The organism is Pseudoxanthomonas suwonensis 11-1 (assembly GCF_000185965.1).
In the GTDB taxonomy this organism is placed as follows: Bacteria; Pseudomonadota; Gammaproteobacteria; order Xanthomonadales; family Xanthomonadaceae; genus Pseudoxanthomonas; species Pseudoxanthomonas suwonensis_A.
This window is the reverse complement of record NC_014924.1, coordinates 1,358,064-1,383,044: the sequence shown is the minus strand read 5'-3', so window position 1 is coordinate 1,383,044 and position 24,981 is coordinate 1,358,064. Positions and strand designations below refer to the sequence as shown.

29 protein-coding genes and 3 tRNA genes are annotated in these 24,981 nt (G+C 70.9%); 12 read left to right on the top strand and 20 right to left on the bottom strand.

What is annotated here, in order from left to right; translation table 11 throughout:
* Nucleotides 1-12 precede the first annotated feature (12 nt).
* The 3 genes from PSESU_RS06330 to PSESU_RS06320 all read left to right on the top strand — a co-directional run bounded on the left by PSESU_RS06330 (nt 13) and on the right by PSESU_RS06320 (nt 1,111).
* On the top strand, nt 13-573 hold the full coding sequence (locus tag PSESU_RS06330; RefSeq protein WP_041764581.1) for a cysteine dioxygenase: 561 nt from the start codon (nt 13-15) through the stop codon (nt 571-573).
* A gap of 29 nt (nt 574-602) precedes the next feature.
* Nucleotides 603-688 (top strand) — tRNA-Leu (locus tag PSESU_RS06325).
* A gap of 102 nt (nt 689-790) precedes the next feature.
* Nucleotides 791-1,111 (top strand): hypothetical protein, encoded by a 321-nt coding sequence (locus PSESU_RS06320; RefSeq protein ID WP_013534938.1) that lies wholly within the window; start codon nt 791-793, stop codon nt 1,109-1,111.
* Nucleotides 1,112-1,163: 52 nt separating this feature from the next.
* Here PSESU_RS06320 and PSESU_RS06315 read toward each other — a convergent pair whose 3' ends face one another.
* The 7 genes from PSESU_RS06315 to PSESU_RS06285 all read right to left on the bottom strand — a co-directional run bounded on the left by PSESU_RS06315 (nt 1,164) and on the right by PSESU_RS06285 (nt 5,952).
* Complete coding sequence (locus PSESU_RS06315; RefSeq protein ID WP_013534937.1) at nt 1,164-1,400, bottom strand: hypothetical protein; 237 nt, start codon at nt 1,398-1,400, stop codon at nt 1,164-1,166.
* A gap of 143 nt (nt 1,401-1,543) precedes the next feature.
* Nucleotides 1,544-1,957: a hypothetical protein gene (locus PSESU_RS06310; protein WP_049782425.1), complete on the bottom strand. Its 414-nt coding sequence runs from the start codon at nt 1,955-1,957 to the stop codon at nt 1,544-1,546.
* A gap of 35 nt (nt 1,958-1,992) precedes the next feature.
* Nucleotides 1,993-2,199: a PspC domain-containing protein gene (locus tag PSESU_RS06305; protein ID WP_013534935.1), complete on the bottom strand. Its 207-nt coding sequence runs from the start codon at nt 2,197-2,199 to the stop codon at nt 1,993-1,995.
* 29 nt (nt 2,200-2,228) lie between these two features.
* Nucleotides 2,229-2,699: a DUF5329 domain-containing protein gene (locus PSESU_RS06300; RefSeq protein ID WP_013534934.1), complete on the bottom strand. Its 471-nt coding sequence runs from the start codon at nt 2,697-2,699 to the stop codon at nt 2,229-2,231.
* A gap of 38 nt (nt 2,700-2,737) precedes the next feature.
* Nucleotides 2,738-3,805: a class III poly(R)-hydroxyalkanoic acid synthase subunit PhaC gene (locus tag PSESU_RS06295; RefSeq protein WP_013534933.1), complete on the bottom strand. Its 1,068-nt coding sequence runs from the start codon at nt 3,803-3,805 to the stop codon at nt 2,738-2,740.
* Entirely contained in the window at nt 3,802-5,286 is a 1,485-nt protein-coding gene (locus PSESU_RS15660) for a poly(R)-hydroxyalkanoic acid synthase subunit PhaE (RefSeq protein ID WP_013534932.1), read from the bottom strand. Before PSESU_RS15660 ends, PSESU_RS06295 begins: the two co-directional genes overlap by 4 nt.
* A gap of 51 nt (nt 5,287-5,337) precedes the next feature.
* Nucleotides 5,338-5,952, bottom strand: coding sequence for a CDP-alcohol phosphatidyltransferase family protein (locus PSESU_RS06285; protein ID WP_013534931.1), 615 nt, complete (start codon nt 5,950-5,952; stop codon nt 5,338-5,340).
* Nucleotides 5,953-6,076: 124 nt separating this feature from the next.
* On the opposite strand from PSESU_RS06285, the gene PSESU_RS06280 reads away from it, so the two are divergent.
* Nucleotides 6,077-6,835, top strand: coding sequence for a 3-hydroxybutyrate dehydrogenase (locus PSESU_RS06280; protein ID WP_013534930.1), 759 nt, complete (start codon nt 6,077-6,079; stop codon nt 6,833-6,835).
* Nucleotides 6,836-7,259: 424 nt separating this feature from the next.
* Here the strand turns inward: PSESU_RS06280 and PSESU_RS06275 are convergent, their stop codons facing one another.
* The 12 genes from PSESU_RS06275 to PSESU_RS06230 form a co-directional block, all read right to left on the bottom strand.
* A complete protein-coding gene (locus tag PSESU_RS06275) occupies nt 7,260-7,748 on the bottom strand; it encodes an NUDIX hydrolase (RefSeq protein WP_013534929.1) in 489 nt (162 codons plus the stop codon).
* A gap of 68 nt (nt 7,749-7,816) precedes the next feature.
* On the bottom strand, nt 7,817-9,106 hold the full coding sequence (gene thrC / locus PSESU_RS06270) for a threonine synthase (RefSeq protein ID WP_013534928.1): 1,290 nt from the start codon (nt 9,104-9,106) through the stop codon (nt 7,817-7,819).
* Between the two features lie 91 nt (nt 9,107-9,197).
* Nucleotides 9,198-10,118, bottom strand: a complete 921-nt coding sequence (locus PSESU_RS06265; RefSeq protein ID WP_049782294.1) for a homoserine kinase — start codon at nt 10,116-10,118, stop codon at nt 9,198-9,200.
* 11 nt (nt 10,119-10,129) lie between these two features.
* The gene (gene thrA, locus PSESU_RS06260; protein WP_013534926.1) at nt 10,130-12,652 is read right to left on the bottom strand and encodes a bifunctional aspartate kinase/homoserine dehydrogenase I; all 2,523 of its coding nucleotides are present in this window, start codon (nt 12,650-12,652) and stop codon (nt 10,130-10,132) included.
* 86 nt (nt 12,653-12,738) lie between these two features.
* A complete protein-coding gene (locus tag PSESU_RS16120; RefSeq protein WP_155942730.1) occupies nt 12,739-12,882 on the bottom strand; it encodes a hypothetical protein in 144 nt (47 codons plus the stop codon).
* A gap of 96 nt (nt 12,883-12,978) precedes the next feature.
* Nucleotides 12,979-13,155: a hypothetical protein gene (locus PSESU_RS16405; RefSeq protein ID WP_013534925.1), complete on the bottom strand. Its 177-nt coding sequence runs from the start codon at nt 13,153-13,155 to the stop codon at nt 12,979-12,981.
* Between the two features lie 44 nt (nt 13,156-13,199).
* Nucleotides 13,200-13,796: a DUF1294 domain-containing protein gene (locus tag PSESU_RS06255; protein WP_013534924.1), complete on the bottom strand. Its 597-nt coding sequence runs from the start codon at nt 13,794-13,796 to the stop codon at nt 13,200-13,202.
* A 64-nt stretch (nt 13,797-13,860) separates the two neighbouring features.
* Entirely contained in the window at nt 13,861-14,418 is a 558-nt protein-coding gene (locus PSESU_RS06250) for a hypothetical protein (protein WP_013534923.1), read from the bottom strand.
* Between the two features lie 241 nt (nt 14,419-14,659).
* Entirely contained in the window at nt 14,660-15,046 is a 387-nt protein-coding gene (locus tag PSESU_RS06245) for a hypothetical protein (RefSeq protein ID WP_013534922.1), read from the bottom strand.
* 126 nt (nt 15,047-15,172) lie between these two features.
* Nucleotides 15,173-15,382: a hypothetical protein gene (locus PSESU_RS06240; protein ID WP_155942729.1), complete on the bottom strand. Its 210-nt coding sequence runs from the start codon at nt 15,380-15,382 to the stop codon at nt 15,173-15,175.
* 50 nt (nt 15,383-15,432) lie between these two features.
* On the bottom strand, nt 15,433-15,855 hold the full coding sequence (locus PSESU_RS06235) for a hypothetical protein (RefSeq protein WP_013534920.1): 423 nt from the start codon (nt 15,853-15,855) through the stop codon (nt 15,433-15,435).
* A 231-nt stretch (nt 15,856-16,086) separates the two neighbouring features.
* Nucleotides 16,087-16,163: transfer RNA gene (locus PSESU_RS06230), tRNA-Arg, on the bottom strand.
* A gap of 181 nt (nt 16,164-16,344) precedes the next feature.
* Here PSESU_RS06230 and amaB point away from each other — a divergent pair.
* The 8 genes from amaB to PSESU_RS06190 all read left to right on the top strand — a co-directional run bounded on the left by amaB (nt 16,345) and on the right by PSESU_RS06190 (nt 23,626).
* The gene (amaB, locus tag PSESU_RS06225; RefSeq protein WP_013534919.1) at nt 16,345-17,877 is read left to right on the top strand and encodes an L-piperidine-6-carboxylate dehydrogenase; all 1,533 of its coding nucleotides are present in this window, start codon (nt 16,345-16,347) and stop codon (nt 17,875-17,877) included.
* 133 nt (nt 17,878-18,010) lie between these two features.
* Nucleotides 18,011-18,751, top strand: a complete 741-nt coding sequence (locus PSESU_RS06220) for a metallophosphoesterase family protein (protein ID WP_013534918.1) — start codon at nt 18,011-18,013, stop codon at nt 18,749-18,751.
* Between the two features lie 82 nt (nt 18,752-18,833).
* Nucleotides 18,834-19,112, top strand: a complete 279-nt coding sequence (locus PSESU_RS06215) for a DUF4190 domain-containing protein (RefSeq protein ID WP_013534917.1) — start codon at nt 18,834-18,836, stop codon at nt 19,110-19,112.
* Nucleotides 19,112-20,170, top strand: coding sequence for a quinone-dependent dihydroorotate dehydrogenase (locus PSESU_RS06210; protein WP_013534916.1), 1,059 nt, complete (start codon nt 19,112-19,114; stop codon nt 20,168-20,170). Before PSESU_RS06215 ends, PSESU_RS06210 begins: the two co-directional genes overlap by 1 nt.
* Before the next feature lie 13 nt (nt 20,171-20,183).
* The gene (gene murB / locus PSESU_RS06205; protein WP_013534915.1) at nt 20,184-21,230 is read left to right on the top strand and encodes a UDP-N-acetylmuramate dehydrogenase; all 1,047 of its coding nucleotides are present in this window, start codon (nt 20,184-20,186) and stop codon (nt 21,228-21,230) included.
* Complete coding sequence (locus PSESU_RS06200) at nt 21,230-22,150, top strand: DMT family transporter (protein WP_013534914.1); 921 nt, start codon at nt 21,230-21,232, stop codon at nt 22,148-22,150. Before murB ends, PSESU_RS06200 begins: the two co-directional genes overlap by 1 nt.
* Before the next feature lie 65 nt (nt 22,151-22,215).
* Nucleotides 22,216-22,292 (top strand) — tRNA-Pro (locus PSESU_RS06195).
* Nucleotides 22,293-22,375: 83 nt separating this feature from the next.
* Nucleotides 22,376-23,626: a CynX/NimT family MFS transporter gene (locus tag PSESU_RS06190; RefSeq protein ID WP_013534913.1), complete on the top strand. Its 1,251-nt coding sequence runs from the start codon at nt 22,376-22,378 to the stop codon at nt 23,624-23,626.
* 39 nt (nt 23,627-23,665) lie between these two features.
* Here the strand turns inward: PSESU_RS06190 and PSESU_RS06185 are convergent, their stop codons facing one another.
* Nucleotides 23,666-24,937 carry a glutamate-5-semialdehyde dehydrogenase gene (locus PSESU_RS06185; RefSeq protein ID WP_013534912.1) on the bottom strand — a complete coding sequence of 424 codons (1,272 nt, stop codon included), beginning with the start codon at nt 24,935-24,937 and terminating at the stop codon, nt 23,666-23,668.
* Nucleotides 24,938-24,981 lie beyond the last annotated feature (44 nt).

Below are 24,981 nucleotides of genomic sequence, written 5' to 3'. Positions count from 1 at the left end.
GGCAAGCACAAGATGGTGGCCGCGCTGGATGCGGCCGTGGCGCTGGGCGAGGAACGCGCGGTCACCGCCGCCCTGCGCAGCGCCCTGGTGTCGCTGTTCGGCGACCGCGAGGTCGGGCTGCCGGCGCAGGTGCTGCAGCCGATCACCGACCACTACGCCCGGCGCGAGCTGCATACCAGCCCGGAGCTGGGCTACAGCGTGGTCGCCATGACCTGGGGGCCCGGCCAGGGCACCCATATCCATGACCACGACGGCGCCTGGTGCGTCGAGGGCGTGTGGCATGGCCGTCTGGCCATCACCCGCTACGAGCCGCTGGCCCGCGAGGGCGAACGCTGGCGCTTCGAGGCGGTGGACGAGCTCGAGGCCGCGCCCGGCTCGGCCGGCAGCCTGATCCCGCCGCACGAATACCATGCCATCCGCAACCCGCAGGCCGACGCCGTGGCCGTGTCCCTGCACGTCTACCAGCACCCCCTGCTGCGCTGCCACGTCTTCGTCCCCGAGGACGGGGCCTTGGGCGCCTGCGGCTGGACCCGGCGCGAGGAGCGCCACCTGTGCACCGACCCGGCCGCGTGACGGCGCGGTCCGCTATACTGCGCGCCCGCGCCGAAGTGGCGGAATGGTAGACGCAGCGGACTCAAAATCCGCCGGCCTTAAAACCGTGTGGGTTCGAGTCCCACCTTCGGCACCAATGACTTAGGTCACTTATCCACAAGTCGAGCAGGGATGGATGTGCAGTTTTTGTGCAGCCGTGCAGTAGTGCGGCATCACATCCCCCGACACAGAGGCCGCCATGCGCAAAGCCCTGCCCCTGCTGATCCTTGCCCTGACCGGCTGCGCATCCGTGCGCGACATGGACCGTGGCCTCCTGAGCCAATTCACCATGACTGGACCCGGCCAGTGGGAGATGACTGCCAACGCGGCAGGGCGAGGCGCGCAGACCGACGAGGGCGAGGCCACGCGCCTTGGCTGGATTCGGGACTACACCCAGGCCAACGGGTGCAACGCCTATGAGATCACGGAGCGCCGGTTGACCAAGGCCCCGCCCCAGCGGTCCATGCTCGGCATCAAGACAGACGGCGATACGATCCGGTACAGCGGCACCTGCCGCTAAAGCACCGCCCCGGCTCGGCGGCCTTCGTCGGCCGCCGGCCCCCTGGTCGAGGTCAGGCCGCCTGCGCGGCCGCCTCGTAATACCGTCGAGCCAGGCGGGCGACAAGGTCCTCGCACAGGCTTTCCAGCGCCATGACGCGCACGGTCCCGAAGCGGGCCAGGCGCACCATGCGTTCGACGTAGATCTCGCGCCCGTGCTCGAGGGTCTCGCGCATGGACTTGGTGAATCCGTGCGGGATGAATCCGCGGGTGCCATCCTTGCTCCCGCCAACAAACAACACGATAGACACGGCCGTTTCCTCTTCTTGTTCTTGTCAGACCAGCCGCGCAAGTCTGGGACGCCGGCCGTTAGGAACTCGTGCAACCAATGTAGGCAGCGCGTGTTTCCGTTAAGAAACAAGGAGATGTCGGCGCGGTTGCAGTCAGCCTCTGTTTAGCCCCACGGCCACCAGCCATGGCCATGCATGGCGTAATGGTCGGCCGCGCGCTCCAGCGGATTGCGCACGGAAATGCCGCCGCAGAGGAAATACACCGGCACGAACAGCGGCCCCAGCAACATGTACTGGTACACGTGGGCGCGCTCGTGGTCGCCCAGCCGCACCTGTGGATGCAGGCAGCGCCCGGCGCGGTGCTCGTAGGTGTTGCAGGAGGCATCGAGGTCGGGGCCGGTGGCGAGCACGACATTGCCCAGGGTCATCGCCCCGCCCGGCCCCCAGGGCCAGCGTGCGAACACCAGGGCGAGATCGCGCCGGCTCAGGTGCGCACGCGCGCCGAACGGCATCCCGGCGATCCCGGCCAGCAGCCCGGCCAGGGTCCAGGGCGAGGTCCAGGCCATGCCCACGGCCATTCCGGCCGCACGCAGGAAGCGATGCAGCGGCACGCTCAGTCGGATTCGTTGGGGATCAGCAGCCACAGGATCAGGTAGACCAGCATCCCGGGGAATGCGGCGGAGATGATCGAACCGACCACGTAGATGATGCGTACCCAGGTCGAACTCCAGCCAAAGCGGCGCGCGATGCCGCCCATTACCCCGGCGATCATGCGGTCGTTGAGCGAGCGGGTCAGGCCGCCCGTCGCGGTGGCACTCATGGCGGACTCCGGTGGGACCTGGCCCGAGTCTAGCGCCGCCCCGCGTCGGCGCGCAGTCGTCCCAGGCGCTCGCGCAGCCACTCGCCCGCCGGTCGTTCAGCCTGGCCCGGGCAGGCGATCCGGTAGGGCCGGCCGGTGAAGCTGCTGTGGCTGGCGGCCTGTTCGATGAAGTCTTCGGTGCTGCCGCCCAGGCCACGCCTGCGGGCGTAGTCGTACTTGCGCTGCAGGTGGTCGCGCGCGGCGGCCGCATCGTGCCATCGCCCGTTGCGCTGGAAGCGGCAGCCGGAGTCACCGAGCGCGGCGACCAGGGCGCGGATCTCGCCGTCGGTGCGTGGATCGATGGCGGCCTTGTCGGCGGCCGAGGCGGCCGGCGACAGGACCAAGGCCAGGGCCACGGCGGCGATGGCCAGGCGCGCGTGGCGCAGGAGGGACGCGAGCTGGGCGGTGGCGCCCTCGCGGATGTCCCGGGCGTGGCCAGGCCTGCCTGCGGATGCGCTCATGGAAGACTCCAGTGGGCCTGCCCGGGATGCAGCGCTGCTCAGCCCTGCCGTTCCGCCAGCCAGCGCTCGATCGCCGCCGGCACCTCGCGCTGGGCGCGGCTGGAGACGTACAGGCCGATATGGCCGCCGCGGAAACCCAGCTCGGTGTAGTCGTCGGTGCCGACCAGCCCCCCCAGCGCGCGCGAGGCCGCGGGCGGGACCAGGTGGTCCTGCTCGGCGTAGATGTTCAGCACCGGCATGTCGACGAAGCCCAGCTCCACCGGCTCCTCGCCGATGCGGGCGGTGCCGTTGATGAAGGCGTTGCCCTGGTAGAACTGCTTGATGAAGTCGCGGAAAGCTTCGCCGGCCTGGTCGGGCGAGTCGAAGATCCACTTCTCCATGCGCAGGAAGTCCTCCACCGCCTTCGGATCCTCCAGCGCGTCCACCAGGCCCACGTACTTCTGCAGGTTCAGGCGGAACGGCTTGAGCATCAGGTAGCTGGCGTTCATCAGGTCGGCCGGGATGTTCCCCAGCGCGTCCACGAACAGGTCCACGTCCAGCCCGCGCACCCAGCCAGACAGCATGTTGTCCGGGGTCTGGAAGTCCACCGGGGTGACCATGGTGACCAGGTTGCGCACCTTCTCCGGGTGCAGCGCCGCATAGCACAGCGAGAACGCGCCTCCCTGGCACACGCCCAGCAGGTTCACCGGGCCGCCGGTCGCGGCGGACAGGTGGTCGACGGCCCCGTCGATGAAGCGGTTGATGTAGTCGTCGAGCGTGAGCCAGCGGTCCGAGCGGTCCGGGTAGCCCCAGTCGATCACGTACACGTCCAGGCCCAGCGCCAGCAGGCCGCGCACCAGCGAGCGGTCCTCCTGCAGGTCGACCATGTAGGGACGGTTGACCAGGGCGTAGACGATCAGCAGCGCCGGTCCGGTGGGCTCGCGCTCGCCGACGAAGCGGTAGAGCACGGTCTTGCCGTCGCGCCAGACCTCCTGCCGCTCGGTGGCGCCGTAGTCGACCTCGCCGACCTGGCCCAGCACGCGCATGCCCTGCACCAGGCGCCGATGGAACTGCATCGCCTCCTGAGCCAGCGCCAGCGGATCGAACTGCAGCGGCTCGCCGCTCATCGGCCGCGGCCTCCGCGACGACCGTCAGCCTTGCCCTCGCCGAGGTTGCGGCTGACCCAGTCCTTGATCGACACCACCTGCGCGCCGGTAGCCGGCTGCGCGGCCTGGCCCTTGCGGGCGCGGGGCGTGGGAGCGGCCGCAGTTTTTGCCGCTGGAGCAGGCCTGGACGTCGTGGCAGCGGCGGCCTTTCGCGCCGGCTTCTTCGCCGCGGCGGCGGGCTGCGCCGCGGCGGCCCTGGTCTTCCTGGCGGCGCTGGCAGGCGCTTCGCGCTTCGCGGTCGAGGTAGCTGGCGTGCTGGCCTTGGCTGGCTTCGCTTCGGCCCTGGCCGCGGGAGCGGCGGCACGGGCGGCGGCAGTGCGCGGCCTGGGCGTGGCGGCCGGCTTGGCCGGCTTCTTCGCAGCCTGCTTCGAGACCTTCCCGCCGGGCTTCTTCGGAGCCGGCTTCGCGGCCTGCTTCGTTTTCGCCTTCGCAGCCTTCACGGCCTTCGTGGCGGGCGCGGGCCTGGCAGCGGCGGCCTTCGGCGATTCGACCTTCGCTTCGGGCTGGCTCGCGGGCACCGGCTCCGGCGCAGTCGCAGCCGCGGGCCTGGCCTTGCGCGGACGCTTCGGTGCCGTGGCCGGCACCGCCCTGGCGGCACCCTGCTTCAGCCCGGCGGCACGGCGCAGCTCGCGCACGGTGCGCTCAAGCTCGGCGACCTTGCGATGCACCGAATCCACCTCGGTGCGCCCAGGCAGGCCAAGCAGCTCGCTGATGCGCTCGATCTCGTGCTGCAGGCCCTTGCGCACGCGCATCAGCGCATTGGTCAGGGCAGCGTAGTGGTTCTGGTATTCCTCGGACAGCGCCGCCTCGGACCAGGCCTCCTCGGCCGCATCGATCCACAGGTCGAACAGCGCCCGCGCGGTGGCCAGGCGCTGCTCCGGGGTCTCCTGCTGCCCGAGCAGGCGCTCGAACCGGGCGAACGCGTCCTTGCCGATACGCGAGAGCAGCGCGTTGAATTCCTCGTTGCGCTCCTCCCATTCCTGCCAGGCCGCGGCCAGCGCCTGCAGGCGCTGCTGGTGTTCTCGTGCCGGGCCAAGGCCGGGCTGGCCGAACCAACCGGAAGCCTGCTGCCGCAGCGGACGCAGGATGGCGTCGACGAATGGGCGCACCTGGTCGGGCCAGCCGACCGTGGCCGCGCCGAACGCGCCCGGCATGCCCTGGAAGAAGCTCGAGAAGGGATTGCCGTCCTGGCCGCCCAGCATCTGCCGCCAGGCGCCGGCGATGTCGGCGGCGCTGCCGCCGCCGTCGGCGAACTGGGCCGCCACTTCCTGCATCCGCGCGTACCAGTCGAACGCCGCCGGTGCGGGCTGCCCGGGCGCCATTCCGCCAAGGCCGGTCCATGTGCCGGAACCCGCCGGCCCCATGCCCATCAGCCCACTCCAGGTGTCCCAGTACTGGCGTGCCATCGAGTCGAGGTCGCCGGGCGAAGATGCGTTGGCCATGAGCCCTCCGGTGTCGCCGACGATTCTAGCAGCGGCCCGGGGCCTCGCAGCCTACGGCTTGGGAATGTGGATGGTCTTGCTGATCATCAGCGAACCGGACAGGGCGAACAGCAGCACCAGCGGGTGCAGCTGCCAAGGCCCCAGCTGCAGCTGGCCCCACCACAGCTCGGTGCCGATGCTGCCCTGCCAGGCCGCTACCGCCAGCACCACCACCAGCACCAGGCTGGTCGGGATCGGCGTGCCCTCGAAGTACTTCACCTTGCCCTCGTCACCGGCCAGCAACTCGGCGGTGACGTTGTAGCGGGCCAGGCGGCTGACCCCGCAGCCGACGAAGTACGACAGCACCAGCCAGTCCCAGCCGCCCTGCATGCCGCAGGCGTAGGCCAGCGCCGCCGGGGCCAGGCCGAAGGAGATCACGTCGGCCAGCGAGTCCAGCTCGCGGCCCAGGGTCGAGGACGACTTGCGCCAGCGCGCCACCCGCCCGTCCAGGGCATCGAAGATGAAGGCCAGCGGGATCAGGGCCATGCCGGCCATCAGGTCCGCCACCCGCCCGTCCTGCAGGAAACGCATCGCCGCGAACACCGCCCCGGTGCCGCAGAACGCGTTGGCCAGGGTGAACCAGTCGGCGAGCTGGAATTCGCGCAGCATCGAGAAGTGGCGGGACATGCGGAGGACCTGGGTGGGGTGGCGAACAGGATACGCCCCCGCCAGGTGGACGCCGGGTGCGCATGCCCGGCTTCCGCCGACGCGGGCGCTTGCTAAAGTCGGGGCGAGCCACCGGAGACGCATCATGCGCAACATCCTCATCACCGGCGCGGCCAGCGGCATCGGCGCCGGCATCGCCCGCGAACTGGCCGCCGCGGGCCACCACCTGATCGTCAGCGACCTGTCGGCCGAGGGTGCCGGCACGGTCGCCGAAGGGATCCGCGCCGCCGGCGGCTCGGCCGAAGCGGTGGCCTTGGACGTGACCTCCGATACCAGCATCGCCCATGCGCTGACCTCGATCTCCTGCCCGGTCGACGTGCTGGTCAACAACGCCGGCCTGCAGCACGTCTCGCCGCTGGAGGAGTTCCCGCTGGAGAAGTGGGACTTCCTGGTCCAGGTGATGCTGGTCGGCGTGGCCCGCCTGACCCGCGCGGTGCTGCCTGGCATGCGCGAGCGTGGCTACGGCCGCATCGTCAACATCGGCAGCATCCATGCCCTGGTCGCCAGCCCGTACAAGAGTGCGTACGTGGCGGCCAAGCACGGCCTGGTCGGATTCTCCAAGGTGGTGGCGCTGGAGACGGCGGATACGGACATCACCATCAACACCATCTGCCCCAGCTACGTGAAGACCCCGCTGGTGGACAGCCAGATCGCGGCCCAGGCCCGCACCCGCGGCATTTCCGAGGAGGAAGTGGTCTCGCAGGTGATGCTCAAGCCGATGCCCAAGGGTGTGTTCATCGGCATGGACGAACTGGCCGGCACCACCGCGTTCCTGCTCTCGCCGGCGGCGCGCAACCTCACCGGCCAGTGCCTTGTGCTGGACGGCGGCTGGACCGCGCAGTAAACGCGGCAACGGCGCGCGCGGTGCGCGCCGTCAACATCCGGGGGCGCGACGACGTTTACCAGTGCACGCCATCGCGACCAGCTGCCGCGCGTTCGCGATCAAGCGCATGGATCGGTCCGTGCGGATATATCGCGTGGAACATCACCCGCTGCGTCAGGCCCCCAAATTCGTGTGGCCAAATTTTCGCCACCCATCTTGACGAGTCCGTCACGCAAGGCGCCGCGGCAGTTATCCACACACTTGTCCGTAAACCATCCACAGGCGGTGTGGAAAACCTTGTTCCCCGCCGATCCCGGGGTGGCGAAATTTTCACCACCCCTCTTGACACGCTACTGCCACAAGCGCGCCCGTGGCTTATCCACACGCTTCTCCCGTTGCTTTCCACACCCGGTGTGGAAAACCGCGCGGCGCGTGGAACATCGGCTCACACGCGCGACCAGTTCCAGGACTGCATGCGCCCGTCGCGGTAAGGCATGACCCCGTGGAAGGGCCGCGGATCGGCGTCGAACACCAGCGGCAGGAAGTTGCGGTCGCCCTCCCACATCGGCAGCTCGCCCAGGCGGGCGACCTCCACCCATTCCAGCGTGCCTTCCGGGTTGGATTCCAGCGGCGTACCGGTCCAGCCGTCGATCACGAACACGAAGCCCAGCCAGTCCTCCCCGTGCTTGCCGAAGCCGGGCCAGCTGATGGTGCCGCGCAGCTGCATCGAGGTGCATTCGATGCCGGCCTCCTCGCGGATCTCGCGGCGCATGCCGGCGACCACGTCCTCGTCGCGCTCGATCTTGCCGCCCAGGCCGTTGTACTTGCCGAGCTGGTGGTCGTCCTTGCGCGCGTTGCGGTGGATCATCAGGACCTTCGAGCGGTCCGGCGAAAGCACGTAGCCGAGCGTGGCCACGATGGGGGTATACGGCATGGGGGCGCCCCTGGCGGAAAGCGGCATTCTAGCCAGCGGCCCGCGGATGCCCGCGGGCCGGCTGGACGTCAGCGCAGCAGGTGCCCGCGCAGGGCCCCGTAGTCCGGCGGCACCGGATCGGCATGCGCGGGGCGCGTGAGCAGCTCGGCAAGTGCCGGCGGCACCTCGACCGGATGCCCGACCAGCGGCTCGACCACCGACTCGAACTTGGCCGGATGCGCGGTGGCGGCCACCGCCCAGTCGCCATCGGTGCCGTCGGCGCGCAGCTCCTGCAGCACGTGCACCGCGGTGGCGGTGTGTGGGCAGAACACCTCGCCGTGCTGCTGGCTGCGCGCGCGGATGGTGGCGCGGATGGTGTCGTCGTCGACCGCGATCGCGGTGAACCCCTCGCGCAGCGCGGCCTCGTCGCCGCCGTACAGCCACAGCAGGCGCTCGAAGTTGCTGGGCGCGCCCACGTCCATGGCATTGGCGATGGTGGCCACGCTCGGGCCCGGGCTGTAGGCGTCCCCGGCGAAGAACCGCGGCAGCACGCGGTTGGCATTGGTCGCCAGCACGATCCGCCCCAGCGGCGCGCCCAGGGCGCGGGCGAGGATCCCGGCCAGGGCATTGCCGAGGTTGCCGGTGGGCACCACGAAGTTGAGCTCGCGCCCGGTCGCCGCATGGTGGACCAGCGAGGCATGTGCGTAGTAGCTCATCTGCGGCAGCAGCCGGCCCAGGCTGATGCTGTTGGCCGAACTCAGCGGCACCTGCGCCTGCAGCTCCGCGTCGTTGAGCGCGCGCTTGACCAGGGCCTGGCAGTCGTCGAACGAGCCGGCCACCCGCAGCGCCGAGACGTTGTCGCCGAAACAGCCGAGCTGGTGCGCCTGGCGCGGCGAGACCCGGCCGTCCGGATACAGCACGACCACGCGCAGCCCCGGCTGGCCATGGAACGCGGCCGCGACCGCGGCCCCGGTGTCGCCGGAAGTGGCGACCAGGATGGTCAGTGGCCGCTCCGCGCCGCGGCGGATGCGCGCCAGGCAGGCGGCGAGGAAGCGCGCGCCGATGTCCTTGAAGGCCGCTGTCGGCCCATGGAACAGCTCCAGCACATGGTCGTTCGGGGTCGCCAGCGGCAGCAGCGGCACCGGGAAGTCGAAGGCCTCGGCGCAGATCGCCGGCAGCTCGGCCTCCAGCGCGTCGCCGGCGAAGAACGGCGCGAGCAGCCCGCTGGTGGTTTCGGCCAGGGTGGCGCCGGCGCGCAGCTGGCGCGGCGCCGGCAGCGCCTGCGGCACGTACAGGCCGCCATCCGGCGCCAGACCGGCGGCGATGGCCTGGCTGAGGTTCACGGCGGGCGCGGCATTGCGGGTGGAAATGAAGTTCATCGTGGATCCGTCGGAACGTGGGGCGACCGCCGGGCGGCCATCCGTGGGCGTCATGCCCGGGTGCGCGGTCGGCCCGCGCCCCGGGCGGCGGTTACAGCAGCGAGGCGCCGGGGCTGTCCAGCGGCGCGACCCAGGCCTGGCTCTCCAGTCCTGCAGCGGCGAACGCGGCCTGCACCGCCGGCGCGGCGGCCTCGGCGCCGGCGCGGTTCTCGAACCAGCCGAACACGCTGGGGCCGGCGCCGGAGATGCTCGCGCCCATCGCCCCGCCGTCCAGCATCGCCGCCTTGGCCGCGGCGAAACCCGGGATGAGCGCGGCGCGGCGCGGCTCGACCAGCACGTCGCGCAGGCCGGCACGCACCAGGCTGGCATCGCCGGCATGGCAACCGGCCAGCACCAGGGCCAGGTTCGCGCTCTGGGCGACGAACTCGGACAATTCGTAGCTGCCGGCCAGGGCCTCGCGCGCCTTGCGCGTCTCCAGCACGGCCTCCGGATGCACCAGCAGGCTGTGCCATTCCTCCGGCACCGGGATCCGCACCAGCCGGTCCGCGGTGGCCAGCACCAGGCCGCCAAGCAGCATCGGGCCGAGGTTGTCGCCATGGCGGCCGCCGCTGGCCACCGCCTCGCCTTCCAGCGCGAACGGATAAAGCGCATGGCGGGTCAGCGGCCGGTCCAGCAGCGCGTTGGCCGCCACCAGTGCGCCGACGCAGGACGCGGCCGAGCCGCCCATGCCCGAGCCCAGGGCGATGCCCTTGTCGATCTCCAGCTCGAAGCCGAACGGCAGCTGCAGGGCGCGGCGCATCGCCTCGAGGGCGACGCCGGCGGTATTGCGCGAGGCCTCCAGCGGCAACGGATGCGCGGCACCGCGGATCTCGCGGATGCGCACCTCCGGCCCGGCGATGCGGCGCACGGTGACCGTGTCGCCGGCGCCGGCCAGGGCGAAGCCGAGGATGTCGAAACCCACCGCCGCGTTGCCGGCCGATGCCGGGGCGAAGGCCGTGGCCTGGCGCTGCATCGGATCGGCCGTCACAGGCGCGCTCCGCGGCCGGCGGCCACACGCAGCAGGTCGGCGAACACGCCGGCGGCGGTCACCTCCGGGCCCGCGCCCGGGCCCTGCACCACCAGCGGGTTCTCGCAGTAGCGGCGGGTGGTGAACTGGACGATGTTGTCGGTCAGGCGCAGGTTGGCGAAGGCGTGGTCGCGCGGCACCTCGACCAGGCCGACCGAGGCCTTGCCCTGCGCATCCAGGCGCGCCACGTAGCGCAGCACGTTGCCGTTGGCCTTGGCCTGCCCGAGCCGCTCGGCGAAACCGTCATCGACCTCGCGCAGCCGCGCCATGAAGTCGTCCACGCTGGATTCGCGCAGCGCTGCCGGGACCAGGCTCTCGACCTGCACGTCCTCGATGCTCAGCTCGCAGCCGGCCTCGCGCGCCAGGATCACCAGCTTGCGGCCGACGTCGGTGCCGGAGAGGTCGTCGCGCGGATCCGGTTCGGTGTAGCCCAGCGAGCGCGCCTCGGCCACCAGTTCCGAGAACGGCACGCTGCCGTCGAAGCGGTTGAACAGCCAGGCCAGGGTGCCGGAGAAGATGCCCTCGATCGAGGTCACCTTGTCGCCGGTATCCAGCAGGTCGCGCAGGGTCGAGATCACTGGCAGGCCGGCGCCGACCGTGGCCTCGTAGCGGAAGCGCGCGCCGCTGCCCTGGGCGGCGGCACGGATCTCGCGCCAGCGCTGCAGGGGACCGGAACCGGCCTGCTTGTTCGGGGTGACCACGTGGATGCCGGCGGCCAGCCACTGCGCGTAGCGGTCGGCCACCTGCGGGCTGCCGCTGCAGTCGACGATCACCATGTGCGGCAGGTGCGAGTCGAGCAGGTGTGCGGTGAAGCGGTCCAGGTCCAGCGGCTCGCGGGCGGCGGCATAGGCCTGGTGCCAGTCGCCCTCGATCCCGCGCGGATCCAGCAGCTGGCGGCTGCGCGAAGCGATCGCCCGCAGGCGCAGGTCCAGGCGCGCGCGCTCCAGCAGCTTGCCGCGCGCGGACATCAGCTGGTCGAGCAGCGCGCCACCGACGTTGCCCGGGCCGATCACGCCGACGGCGAAGGTCTGCGGCGACAGCCAGAACCCGGCATGCGCCGCGCGCAGGGCGCGGGTCGCCTGGTCGCTGTCGATCGCCACCGATATGTTGCGCTCGGACGAGCCCTGGGCGATGGCGCGGATGTTGACCTGGGCCCGGCCCAGCGCACCGAACAGGCGCGCGGCGATGCCCGGCTGGCCTGCCATGCCGTCGCCGACCGCGGCCAGCACGCTGATGCCTGGCACGTGCTGCACGCGCTGCACCTGGCCGACCGCCAGCTCGTGGGCGAAGGCGTTGAGCAGCGCCGCCTGGGCGCGCTCGGCGTCGTCCTGGCGGACCACGCAGCAGATCGAATGCTCGGATGAACCCTGCGAGATCATCACCACCGACACCCGCGCGTTGCGCAGCGCGGCGAACACGCGCTCGGCGGTGCCCGGCACGCCGATCAGGCCGGTGCCCTCGAGGTTCACCATGGCCAGGTTCGGGCTCAGGGTCAGGCCCTTCACCGGACGGCTCGGATCGCGCCCGGCGCTGATGCGGGTACCCGGGTGCCCGGGCTGGAAGGTGTTGCGGATGACGATCGGCAGGCCGCGCTCGATCGCCGGGTACATGGTCTGCGGATGCACCACCTTGGCGCCGAAATAGGCCAGCTCGCAGGCCTCGTCGTAGCTCAGCGACTCCAGCTGCACCGCTTCGGGCACCACGCGCGGATCGGCCGAGAGCACGCCGTCCACGTCGGTCCAGATGTGCAGCTCGTCGGCCTCGAACAGCGCGGCGAAGATCGCGCCGGAGAAGTCGCTGCCGTTGCGGCCCAGGGTGGTGATGCGGCCGTTGGCATCGCGCGCCACGAAGCCGGTGGCGACCACCCGCTTCTGCGGGTTGGCCTGGCGCCACTGCGCCAGCCGCTCCGCGCTGCGCGCCCAGTCCACGTCCACGCCCAGGTCGCCGTGGGTGACCACCAGCACGTCGCGCGCGTCCAGCACCGCGCAGTCCTCGCCCAGCGCGCCCAGGTGCAGGCCCAGCAGCTGCGCCGAATACACCTCGCCCAGGCCCTGCACCCGCTGCAGCACTTCCTCCGGCAGGCTGCCGAGCACGGCGACCGCGCCCAGCACCTGCGCCAGCTCGTCGAAGCGCTGGTCGATCCACTCGACCGCCTCGCCGGCATGCTCGGCCAGCAGCGCGACCGCGGCGCTGCGATGGCGCGCACGCAGGTCGTGCCAGGCGTCCTCCCATTGCGGCACGTCCGCGCCCTGCGGCGCCGCGGCCGCCTGGGCCAGGCCGATCAGCGCATCGGTCACGCCCTTCATCGCCGAGACGACGGTGACCTGGATGTCCTCGTCGCGGGCCAGCAGCAGCTGGGCGACGTGGCGGTAACGCTCGGCATCGGCAACGGACGTGCCGCCGAACTTGTGCACCACGGTGCGGGCGACGGCGGAAGGCTGGACGGATCCGGAAGGACTTGCGACTGCGGCAGACGACATCGGAGACCTCGGTTGTGAGGCCCAGCGCGCGTATCGGTGCGGGTCGCCCCGCGCCTGATCCAGGTGCGGGGCCGTGGGTTTCGCAGTTACACGAACACGACGGGCCGCACCGGGCGGGTAATACCGGTGGCGGTGGTAATCGCGGTGATGCCGGTGGCCGAAGCGCACGCACGCATCCGCCGCGGTGGCGGAAGCAGGATCACGTTGGCGTTCGGGGTCGACATGGGCATCAAGAGGACACGATGCGTGGGGGCCGTGTCAAGTGTTGCAGCGCCACATCGCGGAAAATTTTCCGTTGCGAAAGAAACAGTTAGCACAGCCTCGCCTTACAGCGCCGATCGCCCCGCCGCCGGCAGCACCACGATCAGCAGGGTCGCCAGCGGGCCGATGAAGATGGACGCCAGCCACCACAGCAGGCCGCTGCGACCCTTGGACTGGGCAAGGCCCGCATTGATCAGCGAGAGCGTGCCCCAGCCAACGAAGAATTCCGAACTTGCCTGCATGGATACCTCCTCCGTACTGCAGCGCCGGTGCGACGCCGCGTGGTTCAGCCGATGCCCTCGAGCATGCCCGAGTGCACCAGCCAGGCGACGCTGGCGATATTGATCAACACTGTCAGCCAGAACAACGCCACGAACGGTTGCTTGACCGTCTTGTGGCGGAACTGCTGCTGCGCGAGCAGCGCGCCCGGCCAGCCGCACAGCAGGTCCACCAGGTGGAGGTTGGCCTCGGGCGTGCGCCGGGCATCGTTCTGCGCGGCGCTCTTGTCCGCCCAGTACATGAAGTAGGACACCCCGCTCATGAACAGGTAGGCGAATCCGACGACCAGTGGCAGCAGGCCGGCAAACACCCCAGCTCCCACGCCTGCGAGTGCGACCAGCGCCACCGCGGTGCGTGGAAACCTCGACGTGGAGGACTGCGGCTTCGCGGCCGGCTGGCGCGCATTGCGGACGCGGGTGGCCATCGGCCTGCCGCGCGCATCCTGGCCGGGCTCGTAGGTGACCGGGTCGCCCACCACCGGCCGCCGGGCGCGGCCCTCGAAATCGCGCACGTGGACGAACACGCGCTGGCTGCCACCGTTCTGCGCGATGAAGCCGAAGCCGCGCTCGTCGTTCCACTCGATGATCTTTCCCGCCAGTCGCATCCCTGTCCCCGGTGACTGCCCGCTCAGCCGCGCAGCGTAGAACGTCCGCGGCAAGCCGCGCCAGCTAGCGCAGCATCGCGCAGGGTTGGGTCACGTCGGCGTCCATCATGGCGCGCGGGCCGAGGTCGGCGGGGCGGTTGGGAACGAAGCGCGGGTTGCCGCCGAACCCGCAGGCGATATCGACCTTGTCGTACACCAGTTCCAGCACCACCGGCGTGGCCGAACGCAGGATTTCCGGCTGGGGCCGGTACCGGCCGGTGCTGCTGAGCGCCGACACCGCGCCCGTCGGCAGCCACACCCGGACCTGGCGGCCCCCGGCATCGCTGGCGATGACCGTATCGCCCGCCGGATTGGCCAGTTCCGGCTCCAGGTAGTAGCGGCGCTTGCCATCGGGCGGCGTCATCCAGCCCACCGCACCTTCGACCTGCTCCTGCTCCGGCGGTGCGGAGAGCCAGATGGTGAAGTTGAGCAGTTGGTAGGTCGGCAGTCCATCGGGCAGCAGCACCGCGACCTTGCCGTCATCCTGTGGATGCAGTTCGACCCGGAACCGGACCGGATGGTGGCGGGGCTCGAATAGCCAGGCGTAATCGCGCACCGGCGGCCACGTCCTCCACGCTGCCATCCACCAGGATCCAGCCCGTCGCCGGCGGGACGCCAGGTGCCGGCACCGCGGCGAACACCTGGGAGGCAGGCGTCGCGAAGGAGGCGGCAGGCGATGCCAGCGCCTCTTCCTGGCGGTTGCACGCCGCCAGCAGTGGCGCGAGGCACGCCATCGCCAGACAGCGCACAGCCGCGGACATGGGTATCCGCATGAGTCCCCCTGTACCTGTGCGTGATGGGCGCTGGCGCCGCTACGTCCGCGCTCAGCTGCCCTTCGGACAGGAAGGCACGGTTTCCGGCACTGGACTCATGTAGGTCGCGCGGCCATCGCAGACGCGGTAGGCGAAGAACAGGCTCGCGGCTTCCGGATCGGGATTGCTGGCCTGGTGCAGGACCTTGCCCTCCGGCGAGAGCAGGCGCATGCGCACGCCCTCGCCACCGGGCACCACGCCGCGGGTATCCAGCTCCAGGCGCGAACCGTCCTCCATCTCGAGGGTGGTGCCCTCGCCGCTCGGGACCTGCAGGTCGAACAGCACGGCGACGGCATCGTCGCGCAGCACCGAGCCCTTGAACTGGACCTGTTCCGGGACGGCCGCCTGCGCCGCCAACGGCGCGCATGCAGCGAGGAATGCCAGGGCAACTGCCTTCATGACCTTCTCCTTGTCGTCGTGGAGCTGTCTGTATTCCGCCGCGAAGCGGGCACGCTTACGTGCCCGATACTGTCCGCGCGTGCAGGATGGCGCAAGCTGCCCTGCCGCATCGGTGCGGCGTGGGAGTCATCGGTAGCGCCTGCGCCGGTGGAAGTATTCCCAGCACGCGCCGGCGACCATGCCGGCGAGCCCGGCGCCCAGGCCCAGGGCGAAGCCCGCAGGGGTCCTGCCGCACAGGTGGTAGATCCAGATTCCGGCACCCGCCCCGGCCGCGGTCGCCAGCGCGAACCGCCAGACCGAGGGTTCGAGTGACAGCAACAGTTCGACTGCATCCATCAAGGCCATCCGTGGTTGCCTCCCAGTGGTCCGTCCTGTCTACGACCGCATTACCAGAAGCGCCACCAGGGCCTCTTCCTCGGCGGCGGTGGCGGCAGGTCGGGAAACAGCAGCTCCCCATGCAGGTCGCTGGCGTGGAAGAACCCGACGCCATGGAGGATCGCCAGCTCCCTCATGCGCGCATGGGCCTGCTTGGCCACCGGCCAGGCAAAGGCGGAGTAGATGACGTGGCGGCCGATGCAGTGATCGGTGACTTCGGGGCCGGCGGCATCGGGATCGGCCAGCGGGCCGTTCATTGGCGGGAAGTACTGGACCATGTCCGCGAACCAGCGCTGCAGCGCGGGCGAGGCCACGGCCGGATCGTCGTAGTCGTGGTCCTCGGCCCATTCGGTCTGCTGCTCGTACCACTGCATGAAGGCGGCACGCTCGCGCGGGGCGACCCCGGGATCGAACACCATCAGGTCGAAACTCATCGCTGCTTTCCCTGTGCTGGGGCGGCACCCGCGTTGGCGACGAAGGCCGGCGCCCCTGCCGGGCACGCTTCCCGGTCCCGATGACCGGTGCCGCCCGTGCGCCACGGGACGCCCGGCGCCGAGTCTCCGCGGGCCATGCGAGGCCGTCAACCGGCAGGCACGGGACCAGGTAGACCGGAGCGGCAGGAGGCGGAAACGACACGGCCCCGCATGGGCGGGGCCGGGAAAGCCTGGCGGCCCCGACACGATTCGAACGTGCGACCTTCCCCTTAGGAGGGGGACGCTCTATCCAGCTGAGCTACGGGGCCAAGCCGGGGGATTGTCGCATGGCGCCCGTGCCCGGCCAATCCGGACCGTCGCCGGACCCCGCTGCCGGACCCCGCTGCCGGACCCAGCCGGTGCGAAATGGTTTCGATTGTTAGAATCGGGGCAAGCATCCAGGCAGGGCTTCCGCTCGCGGTGGTCCCGCCCTCACCTCCAGGAGATTCCATGTCCGCATCGCTGCTCGAGGCCCTGGGCCTTGGCGCCACCAATTCCGGCACCTACCTCGGCGACGGCCGCTGGTCCGACGCCACCGGCGCGGGCGTGCTGCGCCCGACCAACCCGACCACCGGCGAGGTGATCGCCGAGGTCCAAGCCACCACCGACGCCGATTACGAGACGGTCATTGCCCGCGCCCAGGAAGCCTTCAAGACCTGGCGTACCACCCCGGCGCCGCGCCGCGGCGAGGCCATCCGCCTGTGCGGCGAGGCCCTGCGCAGGAACAAGGACGCGCTCGGCTCGCTGGTCGCGCTGGAGATGGGCAAGTCCAAGGCCGAGGGCGATGGCGAAGTGCAGGAGATGATCGACATCGCCGACTTCGCCGTGGGCCAGAGCCGCATGCTCTACGGCTACACCATGCACTCCGAGCGTCCGGGCCACCGGATGTACGAGCAGTACCACCCGCTGGGCCTGGTCGGCATCATCTCGGCCTTCAACTTCCCGGTCGCGGTGTGGAGCTGGAACAGCTTCCTGGCCGCGATCTGCGGTGACGTCTGCATCTGGAAGCCGTCGAACAAGACCCCGCTGACCGCGATCGCCTCGATGAAGATCTGCAACGAGGCGCTGAAGGCAGGTGGTTTCCCGGACATCTTCTTCCTGGTCAACGACGCCGGCACCGCGCTGTCGGAGAAGCTGGTCGACGACCGGCGCGTGCCGCTGATCTCCTTCACCGGCTCGACCCAAGTCGGCCGCATCGTCAACGAGAAGGTCGCCCGCCGCCTGGGCCGCTGCCTGCTGGAGCTGGGCGGCAACAACGCCATCATCCTGGACGAGACCGCGGACCTGAAGCTGGCGATCCCGGGCATCGTGTTCGGCGCGGTCGGCACCGCCGGCCAGCGCTGCACCACCACCCGCCGCCTGATCGTGCACGAGTCCATCTACGACAACGTGCTGGAGACCCTGGTCAAGGCCTACAAGCAGGTCGAGGGCAAGATCGGCGATCCGCTGGACACCGCCAACCTGATGGGCCCGCTCAACAGTGCCGAGGCCGTGCAGCAGTTCCTGGCCTCGGTCGAGAAGGCCAAGGCCTCCGGCGGCACCGTCGCCACCGGCGGCGAGAAGCTGGACCGTCCGGGCCACTTCGTCCTGCCGACCATCATCACCGGCCTGCAGAACAGCGACGAGGTCGTGCAGCACGAGACCTTCGCGCCGATCCTGTACGTGATGAAGTACAGCACCCTGGACGAGGCCATCGAGATGCAGAACGGCGTGCCGCAGGGCCTGTCGTCCTCGATCTTCACCACCAACCTGAAGTCGGCCGAGAAGTTCCTGTCGGCCGCTGGCAGCGACTGCGGCATCGCCAACGTCAACATCGGCACCTCCGGCGCGGAGATCGGTGGCGCCTTCGGTGGCGAGAAGGACACCGGCGGTGGCCGCGAGTCCGGTTCGGATGCGTGGAAGGTCTACATGCGCCGCCAGACCAACACCATCAACTACTCCGATTCGCTGCCGCTGGCCCAAGGCATCAAGTTCGACCTGTAAGCAGCACCGCGTCCGGCGGCGGCCACCCGCCGCCGGACGCACGCAGTGGACGCGGCACGGCCTCCATTACGGTGGACGACCACCCCGGTTTCGATTAACACACACGCATCCCCACCGGGAATTCCCAACCGAGATGCGCATCGCCGCCCTGTCCGACATCCACGGCAACCTGCCCGCGCTGGAAGCGGTCCTGGCCGACATCGAGCGCCGCGGCTGCGACCTCATCGTCAACCTCGGCGACATCGTCTCCGGCCCGCTGTGGCCACGCGAGACCCTCGAGCGACTCATCCCGCTGGGCCTGCCGACCATCGCCGGCAACCACGAGCGCCAGCTGCTGGGCGATCCCGCCGGCCTGGCCAGCTCCGATGCCCACGCCCGCCAGGCCCTGGCACCGGACCAGCTGGACTGGATCCGCGCCCTGCCCCCGCGCCTGCGCCTGGACGACGTCCTGCTCTGCCACGGCACCCCGGGCAGCGACCTGCAGTACCTGCTGGACGACATCGCCCCGCCGGTCCTGGTCGCGGCCAGCGCCCACGCCGTGGCCGCGCGCCTGGACCACCCCGAGGCCGCGGATGCCGCCCTGGTCCTGTGCGGCCACTCGCATACCCCGCGCCAGTTGCGCCTGGACGGCGGCCGCCTGGCCTGCAACCCCGGCAGCGTCGGCCTGCCCGCCTTCGACACCGGCTACCCGGTGCGCCACCAGTCCGGGACCGGCACCCCGCACGCCCGCTACGCCCTGCTGGAGCGCCGCGACGGCCGCTGGGAGGCCGAACTGCTGGGGGTGGAGTACGACCACGAGGCCGCCGCACGACGGGCGGAAACGCTCGGCCGGCCGGAGTGGGCGCACGCCCTGCGCACCGGGGCCATGCCGTGAGCGACGGCGCCGCGGCGTGTTTCTGGAATAATCGCCCCTGCGCGCGCGCCAGGCGCCGCACCCGCACCCTGCAGGAACCCGAATGAACCAGATCCCCAAGACCAGCCCGCTGGCGATCACCAGCCTCGTCACAGGCCTGCTTGGCTGGACGCTGCTGCCGCTGCTGGGCTCGCTGGTGGCCATCGTCACCGGGCACATGGCCCGCTCCGAGATCCGCCGCTCGCGCGGGGTCCTCGACGGCGACGGCCTGGCGATGGTGGGACTGGTGCTGGGCTGGCTGCCGGTGCTGATAGGCGTGCTGGGCCTGGTGGTGATCTTCATGTTCCTGGGCGGAATCGCCTGGCTGGGGACCATGGGCTGATGTCCGTCTACTCGTTCGCCCGCCCCTTCCTGTTCGGACTCGACGCCGAGCGCGCCCATGGCCTCGGCCTCAAGGCGCTCGACCTGGCCTACTCCACCGGCGCCACGGCGGCGCTGGCGCGCCGTTGCGCGCCGCTGCCGACCCGGGTGCTGGGCCTGACCTTCCCCAACCCGGTCGGCCTGGCCGCCGGCCTGGACAAGAACGGCGCCCACATCGACGCGCTGCTGTCGCTGGGCTTCGGCTTCGTCGAGGTCGGCACGGTCACCCCGCGACCGCAGCCGGGCAACCCGAAGCCACGCATGTTCCGGCTGCCGGCCGGCCAGGCGGTGATCAACCGCCTGGGCTTCAACAACGACGGCGTCGACGCGCTGGTGCGCAACGTCGAGCGGGCCCAGCGCAAGGGCGGCCTGCTGGGCATCAACATCGGCAAGAACAAGGACACCCCGAACGAGGACGCGGCCAGCGACTACCTGCACTGCCTGGAGCGGGTCTATCCGCTGGCCGACTACGTCACCGTCAACATCTCCTCGCCCAATACCGCCGGCCTGCGCGAGCTGCAGGAGGAACAGGCGCTGCGCCGCCTGGTCGGCACCCTGCGCGAGGCCCAGGAGAAGCTGGCCGCCCAGCACGGCAAGCGCGTGCCGGTGCTGGTCAAGGTGGCCCCGGACCTGAGCGACAACGACATCGACGCCGCCGCGCGGGTGCTGTCCGACCTGGCGGTGGACGGCGTGATCGCGACCAACACCACGATCGACCGCTCGCGGATACAGGGCATGAACCATGCCGACGAGGCCGGTGGCCTGTCCGGCGCGCCGCTGATGCCGCAGTCGACCTTCGTGCTGCGCCGCCTGCGCGCACGCCTGCCCGAGTCGATCCCGCTGGTCGGCGTGGGCGGCATCCTTTCCGGTGCCGACGCCGTGGCCAAGATGGCCGCCGGCGCCACCCTGGTGCAGTGCTATACCGGCCTGGTCTACCGCGGCCCGGAACTGGTGGCCGAATGCGTGGACGCGATGCGCCGGCGCAAGGAAGCCCCCAGCCGCGGCACCGCCGACGCATGACCGCAGGCGTGGCATGACCGCTCTCTACCAGCTGGTCCGCGACGCGGACCTGGCCGCGCGCAACACCTTCGGCGTGCCCGCGCGCGCGCCATGGCTGCTGCAGGTCAACGACGCATCCCTGCTCCCAGAGGCGCTTGCCCTGCCGCAGCTGCGCGGCCTGCCGCTGCTGCCGCTGGGCGGTGGCAGCAACCTGCTGTTCGCCGGCGACGCGCCCGGCGCGGCGCTGGTGATGGGCGGCCACGACATCCGCATGCTGGAAGACGATGGCGAACGCGTGCACGTGCGGGCCGAAGCCGGCGTCGAGTGGCACGGCCTGGTGATGTGGTCGGTGGAACAGGGCCTGTCCGGCCTGGAGAACCTGGCCCTGATCCCCGGCAGCGTCGGCGCCGCGCCGATCCAGAACATCGGCGCCTACGGCGTGGAAGCCGGCGAGCGCATCACCGCGGTGGAAGCCTGGGACCTCGATGCACAGGCCTTCGTGCGCCTGGACCGCGGGGCCTGCGCCTTCGGCTACCGCGACAGCGCGTTCAAGCGCCAGCCCGGGCGCTGGATCGTCACCGCGGTCGAGTTCGAGCTCTCGCGCACCGCCGCGCCGCGCCTGGACTACACCGGCCTGGCGGAGGAACTGGCGGCGATGGGCGTGGCCTCGCCCGGCCCGCGCGAAGTCGCCGAGGCGGTGATCCGCATCCGCCGGCGCAAGCTGCCTGACCCGGCCGTGGTCGGCAACGCCGGCAGCTTCTTCAAGAACCCGATCGTGCCGCAGGCGCTGGCCGAAGCGCTGCGCGTGGCCAATCCCGCCTTGCCGGTGTTCCCCGGCGACGCCGCGACCACCCGCAAGCTCTCGGCCGCCTGGCTGATCGATGCCTGCGGCTGGAAGGGCGCACGCGAGGGCGATGCCGGCGTGTCCGCCGGCCACGCCCTGGTGCTGGTCAACCACGGCAATGCCACCGGCCTGCAGCTGCTGCAGCTGGCGCGGCGCATCGCCGCCTCGGTGCAGGAACGCTTCGGCGTGGCGCTGGAACCCGAGCCACGGCTGGTCGGGGCGGAGTGGGCCGGCTGATGGCCGAGGCACGCCGCCCGCTCCCGGTACCGCTGCGTGCCGCGCTGCTGATGCTGGGCAGCACCGCGCTGTTCGGGATGATGGTGGTGGCGATCCGCCTGGCGTCGGCCAGCCTGCACACCTTCGAGGTCGCGTTCTTCCGCAACTTCTTCGGCCTGCTGGCGGCGACGCCGCTGCTGCTGCGCCATGGGCCGGGACTGCTGCGCACCGCGCACTTCCCGCGTTACCTGTTCCGATGCCTGGTCGGCATCTGTTCGATGCTGGCCGGCTTCTGGGCCATCGGCCACCTGCCGCTGGCGCAGGCCATCTCGCTGTCCTATTCCACCCCGCTGTTCGCCACGATCGCCGCTGCAGCGATGCTGGGCGAGCAGGTGCGCGCGCGGCGCTGGGCCGCGGTGGTGCTAGGCTTCATCGGCGTGCTGCTGATCGTGCGCCCGGGCAGCACCGGCTTCAGCACCGGCACCCTGGTCGCGGTAATGGCCGCGCTGCTGTCGGCGATCGTCGCGATCCAGATCAAGCAGCTCTCGGCCACCGAGCCGGCCGACCGCATCGTCATCTGGACCACCCTGCTGTGGGTGCCGATGTCGCTGGTGCCGGCGCTGGGGGTTTGGACCTGGCCGCAGGGCATCACCTGGGTGTGGGTGGCGGCGGCCGGCGTGTTCGGCACCGGCGGGCACATGCTGTGGACCCGCGCGCTCAAGCTCGGCGAAGTCTCGGCGCTGACCCCGATCGGCTTCATGCAGCTGCCGATCGTCGCGGTGTTCGGCTGGCTGCTGTTCGACGAGGTGCTCGATGGCTGGACCCTGGCCGGCGCGCTGGTGATCCTGGCCGCCAACGCCTACATCGCCCACCGCGAAGCGGTGCTCGCGCGCCGCGCCGCGACGGGTTCGCCGAGTACCGCGGCCAAGCCCGGCGAGTGATCTGGAAATTTCTTGTGAAAATCCTTGCCCACCCGCTTCGATATCCATTATGATGCGCGCCCTGTCGGGGTGTAGCTCAGGCTGGTAGAGCGCTACGTTCGGGACGTAGAGGTCGCAGGTTCGAATCCTGTCTCCCCGACCAATATCCAAGCGGTACGCAGAACCGGCCTCGCGCCGGTTTTTGCTTTCCGGGATCCGGAAACCGCAGCCGCGAGGCCATCACGCATGCACGCTTCCCCTTCCGCCGGTGCCACCAGGATCCCTGGGCGGGCGCTGGTGCTGGCCGGCATCGTGCTGGCCGCCTTCAACCTGCGCACCGCGGTCACCTCGGTCACGCCGCTGCTGGACGTGCTGGGCCGCGAATTCGGCTTCGGCCCGGCGCTGGCCGGCGTGCTCGGCATGGTTCCCACCGCGGCCTTCGCCGCCGCCGGCGTCGGCACCCCCCGCCTGGCGCACAGGCTGGGCCTGGAGCGCACCGCGGTGCTGTCCATGGCCCTGGCTGCCACCGGACTGCTGTGGCGCTCCCTGAGCGGCTCCAGCGGGTCCCTGCTGGTCGCTTCGGCCGTGGCCCTGGCCGGCATGGGCATCGGCAACGTGATCCTGCCGCCGCTGGTGAAGCGCTACTTCCCTGATCGCGTCGGCACGCTCAGTTCGGTCTACATCACCGTGCTGCAGGTAGGCACCATCCTGCCAGCGCTGCTGGCCGTTCCCGTGGCCGCCGCGGCCGGCTGGCGCGTGTCGATGGGCCTGTGGAGCCTGCTGGCGGTCGCCGCCCTGCTGCCCTGGCTGGCGGTGCTGCGGCGCGAGCGCGACCCGCGCAACCCGCTGGCGCGGCTGCACGACCAGGCCGTGCGCTCCGGCGACGAGGCGCCGGAGCTGGCCGCACCGGCCATGCGTGGCCGGGTGTGGAAGACCGGCCTGGGCTGGGGCATGGCCCTGATGTTCGGCATGACCTCGCTGGTGACCTATGCGTTGTTCACCTGGCTGCCCGGGCTGATGGTCGAGGCCGGGACCAGCGCTGCCTTCGGCGGCACGATGCTGGCCCTGTTCTCGGCGCTGGGGCTGGCCAGTGCGCTGGTGATGCCGTCGCTGGCCGCGCGCATGCGCAACCCGCTGCCAATCGCGGTGCTCTGCGCCGCCTGCCACCTTGCCGGTTTCGCCGGGCTCTACTGGGCGCCGCTGGCCGCGCCGGTGCTGTGGGTCTCGCTGCTGGGGCTGGGCCCGGGCACCTTCCCGCTGGCGCTGACCCTGGTGAACCTGCGCACGCGCTCCCCGGCAGGCTCGGCCGCGCTGTCCGGCTTCGCCCAGGGCGTGGGCTATGCGCTCAGCTGCCTGGGTCCGCTGCTGTTCGGCCTGCTGCACGCGCGCACCCATGGCTGGGGCGCGTCGTTCCTGTTCCTCGCCGTGTGCGTGGGCCTGATGCTTTGCGGTGCCGTGCTGGCCTGCCGTCCGGCCTGGCTCGAGGACCGCTGGTAATCCAGGCACGCGGGCGGCGCGGGGCCGCCCTTGCCTTCCTCAGTCCGGCTGCGCCAGCAGGTCCGGATGGCGCACCTGGCCCTCGCCGCGCACCACGAAGCGCTCCACCGTCAACGCCTCCAGGCCCATCGGGCCGTAGCTGTGCAGGCGCGTGGTGGAGATGCCGATCTCCGCGCCCAGGCCGAGCTCGCCGCCGTCGGAGAAGCGCGAGGACGCGTTGACCATGATCACCGCCGAGCGCAGCGCCTGGACGAAGCGCTCGGCATGGCTGGCATCGGCGGTGACGATCACCTCGGTATGGTCGGAGGTGTAACGCTGGATGTGGGCGATGGCCTCCTCCAGGTCGTCGACTACGCGCACGGCCAGGACCAGGTCCAGGTATTCGGCGGCGTAGTCGTCCTCGGTGGCCACCACCAGGTCCGGCACGATCGCCCGGCTGCGCTCGCACCCCCGCAGCTCGACCCCGCGCTCGCGCAGTTCGCGCGCGGCACGTGGCAGGAACGAGGCGGCCACGTCGGCGTGGACCAGCAGGGTCTCCAGCGAGTTGCACGCGGCCGGACGCGAGACCTTGCCATCGACCAGCAGATCCAAGGCCAGGCCGAGATCGGCCGGCGCGTCCACGTACTGGTGGCAGACGCCCTTGTAGTGCTTGATCACCGGCACCCGTGCGTGTTCGGCCACGAACCGGATCAGGCCCTCGCCGCCGCGCGGGATCACCAGGTCGACGATGTCGTTGAGCTGGATCAGCTCGAGGATGGTCTCGCGGCGCAGGTCCTCGACCAGGGTCACCACCGCCTCCGGCAGCCCGGCCTCGCGCAGGGCGCGCTTGAGCGAGGCGGCGATGGCGGTATTGGAATGGATCGCCTCCGAGCCGCCGCGCAGGATCACCGCGTTGCCGGCCTTCAGGCACAGCGCCGCGGCATCGGCGGTCACGTTCGGGCGCGCCTCGTAGATCATCGCGATCACGCCCAGCGGCACGCGCACGCGCTCGACATGGATGCCGTTGGGGCGGTCGTAGGCGCGGGTGACCTGGGCCACCGGGTCGGGCAGCCCGGCGACTTCGCGCAGCGCATCGGCCACGCCCTTGAGGCGCTTCGCATCCAGGCGCAGGCGGTCCTGCATCGCGCTGCCCACGCCCTTGGCCGCGGCGGCCTCGATGTCGCGCGCATTGGCCTCGAGGATGGTGGCGGCGTCAGCCTCCAGCGCATCGGCCATGGCGCGCAGCAGCGCGTCCTTTCCGGTGGTGGACAGCTGGGCGATGGCCAGCGCGGCTTCGCGCGCCTCCAGCGCCTGGGTCTTGATGTCGCTCATGTCGGGTCCCTGCGATGGTTTGGATCAGGCCGCCGCGCGTCCCG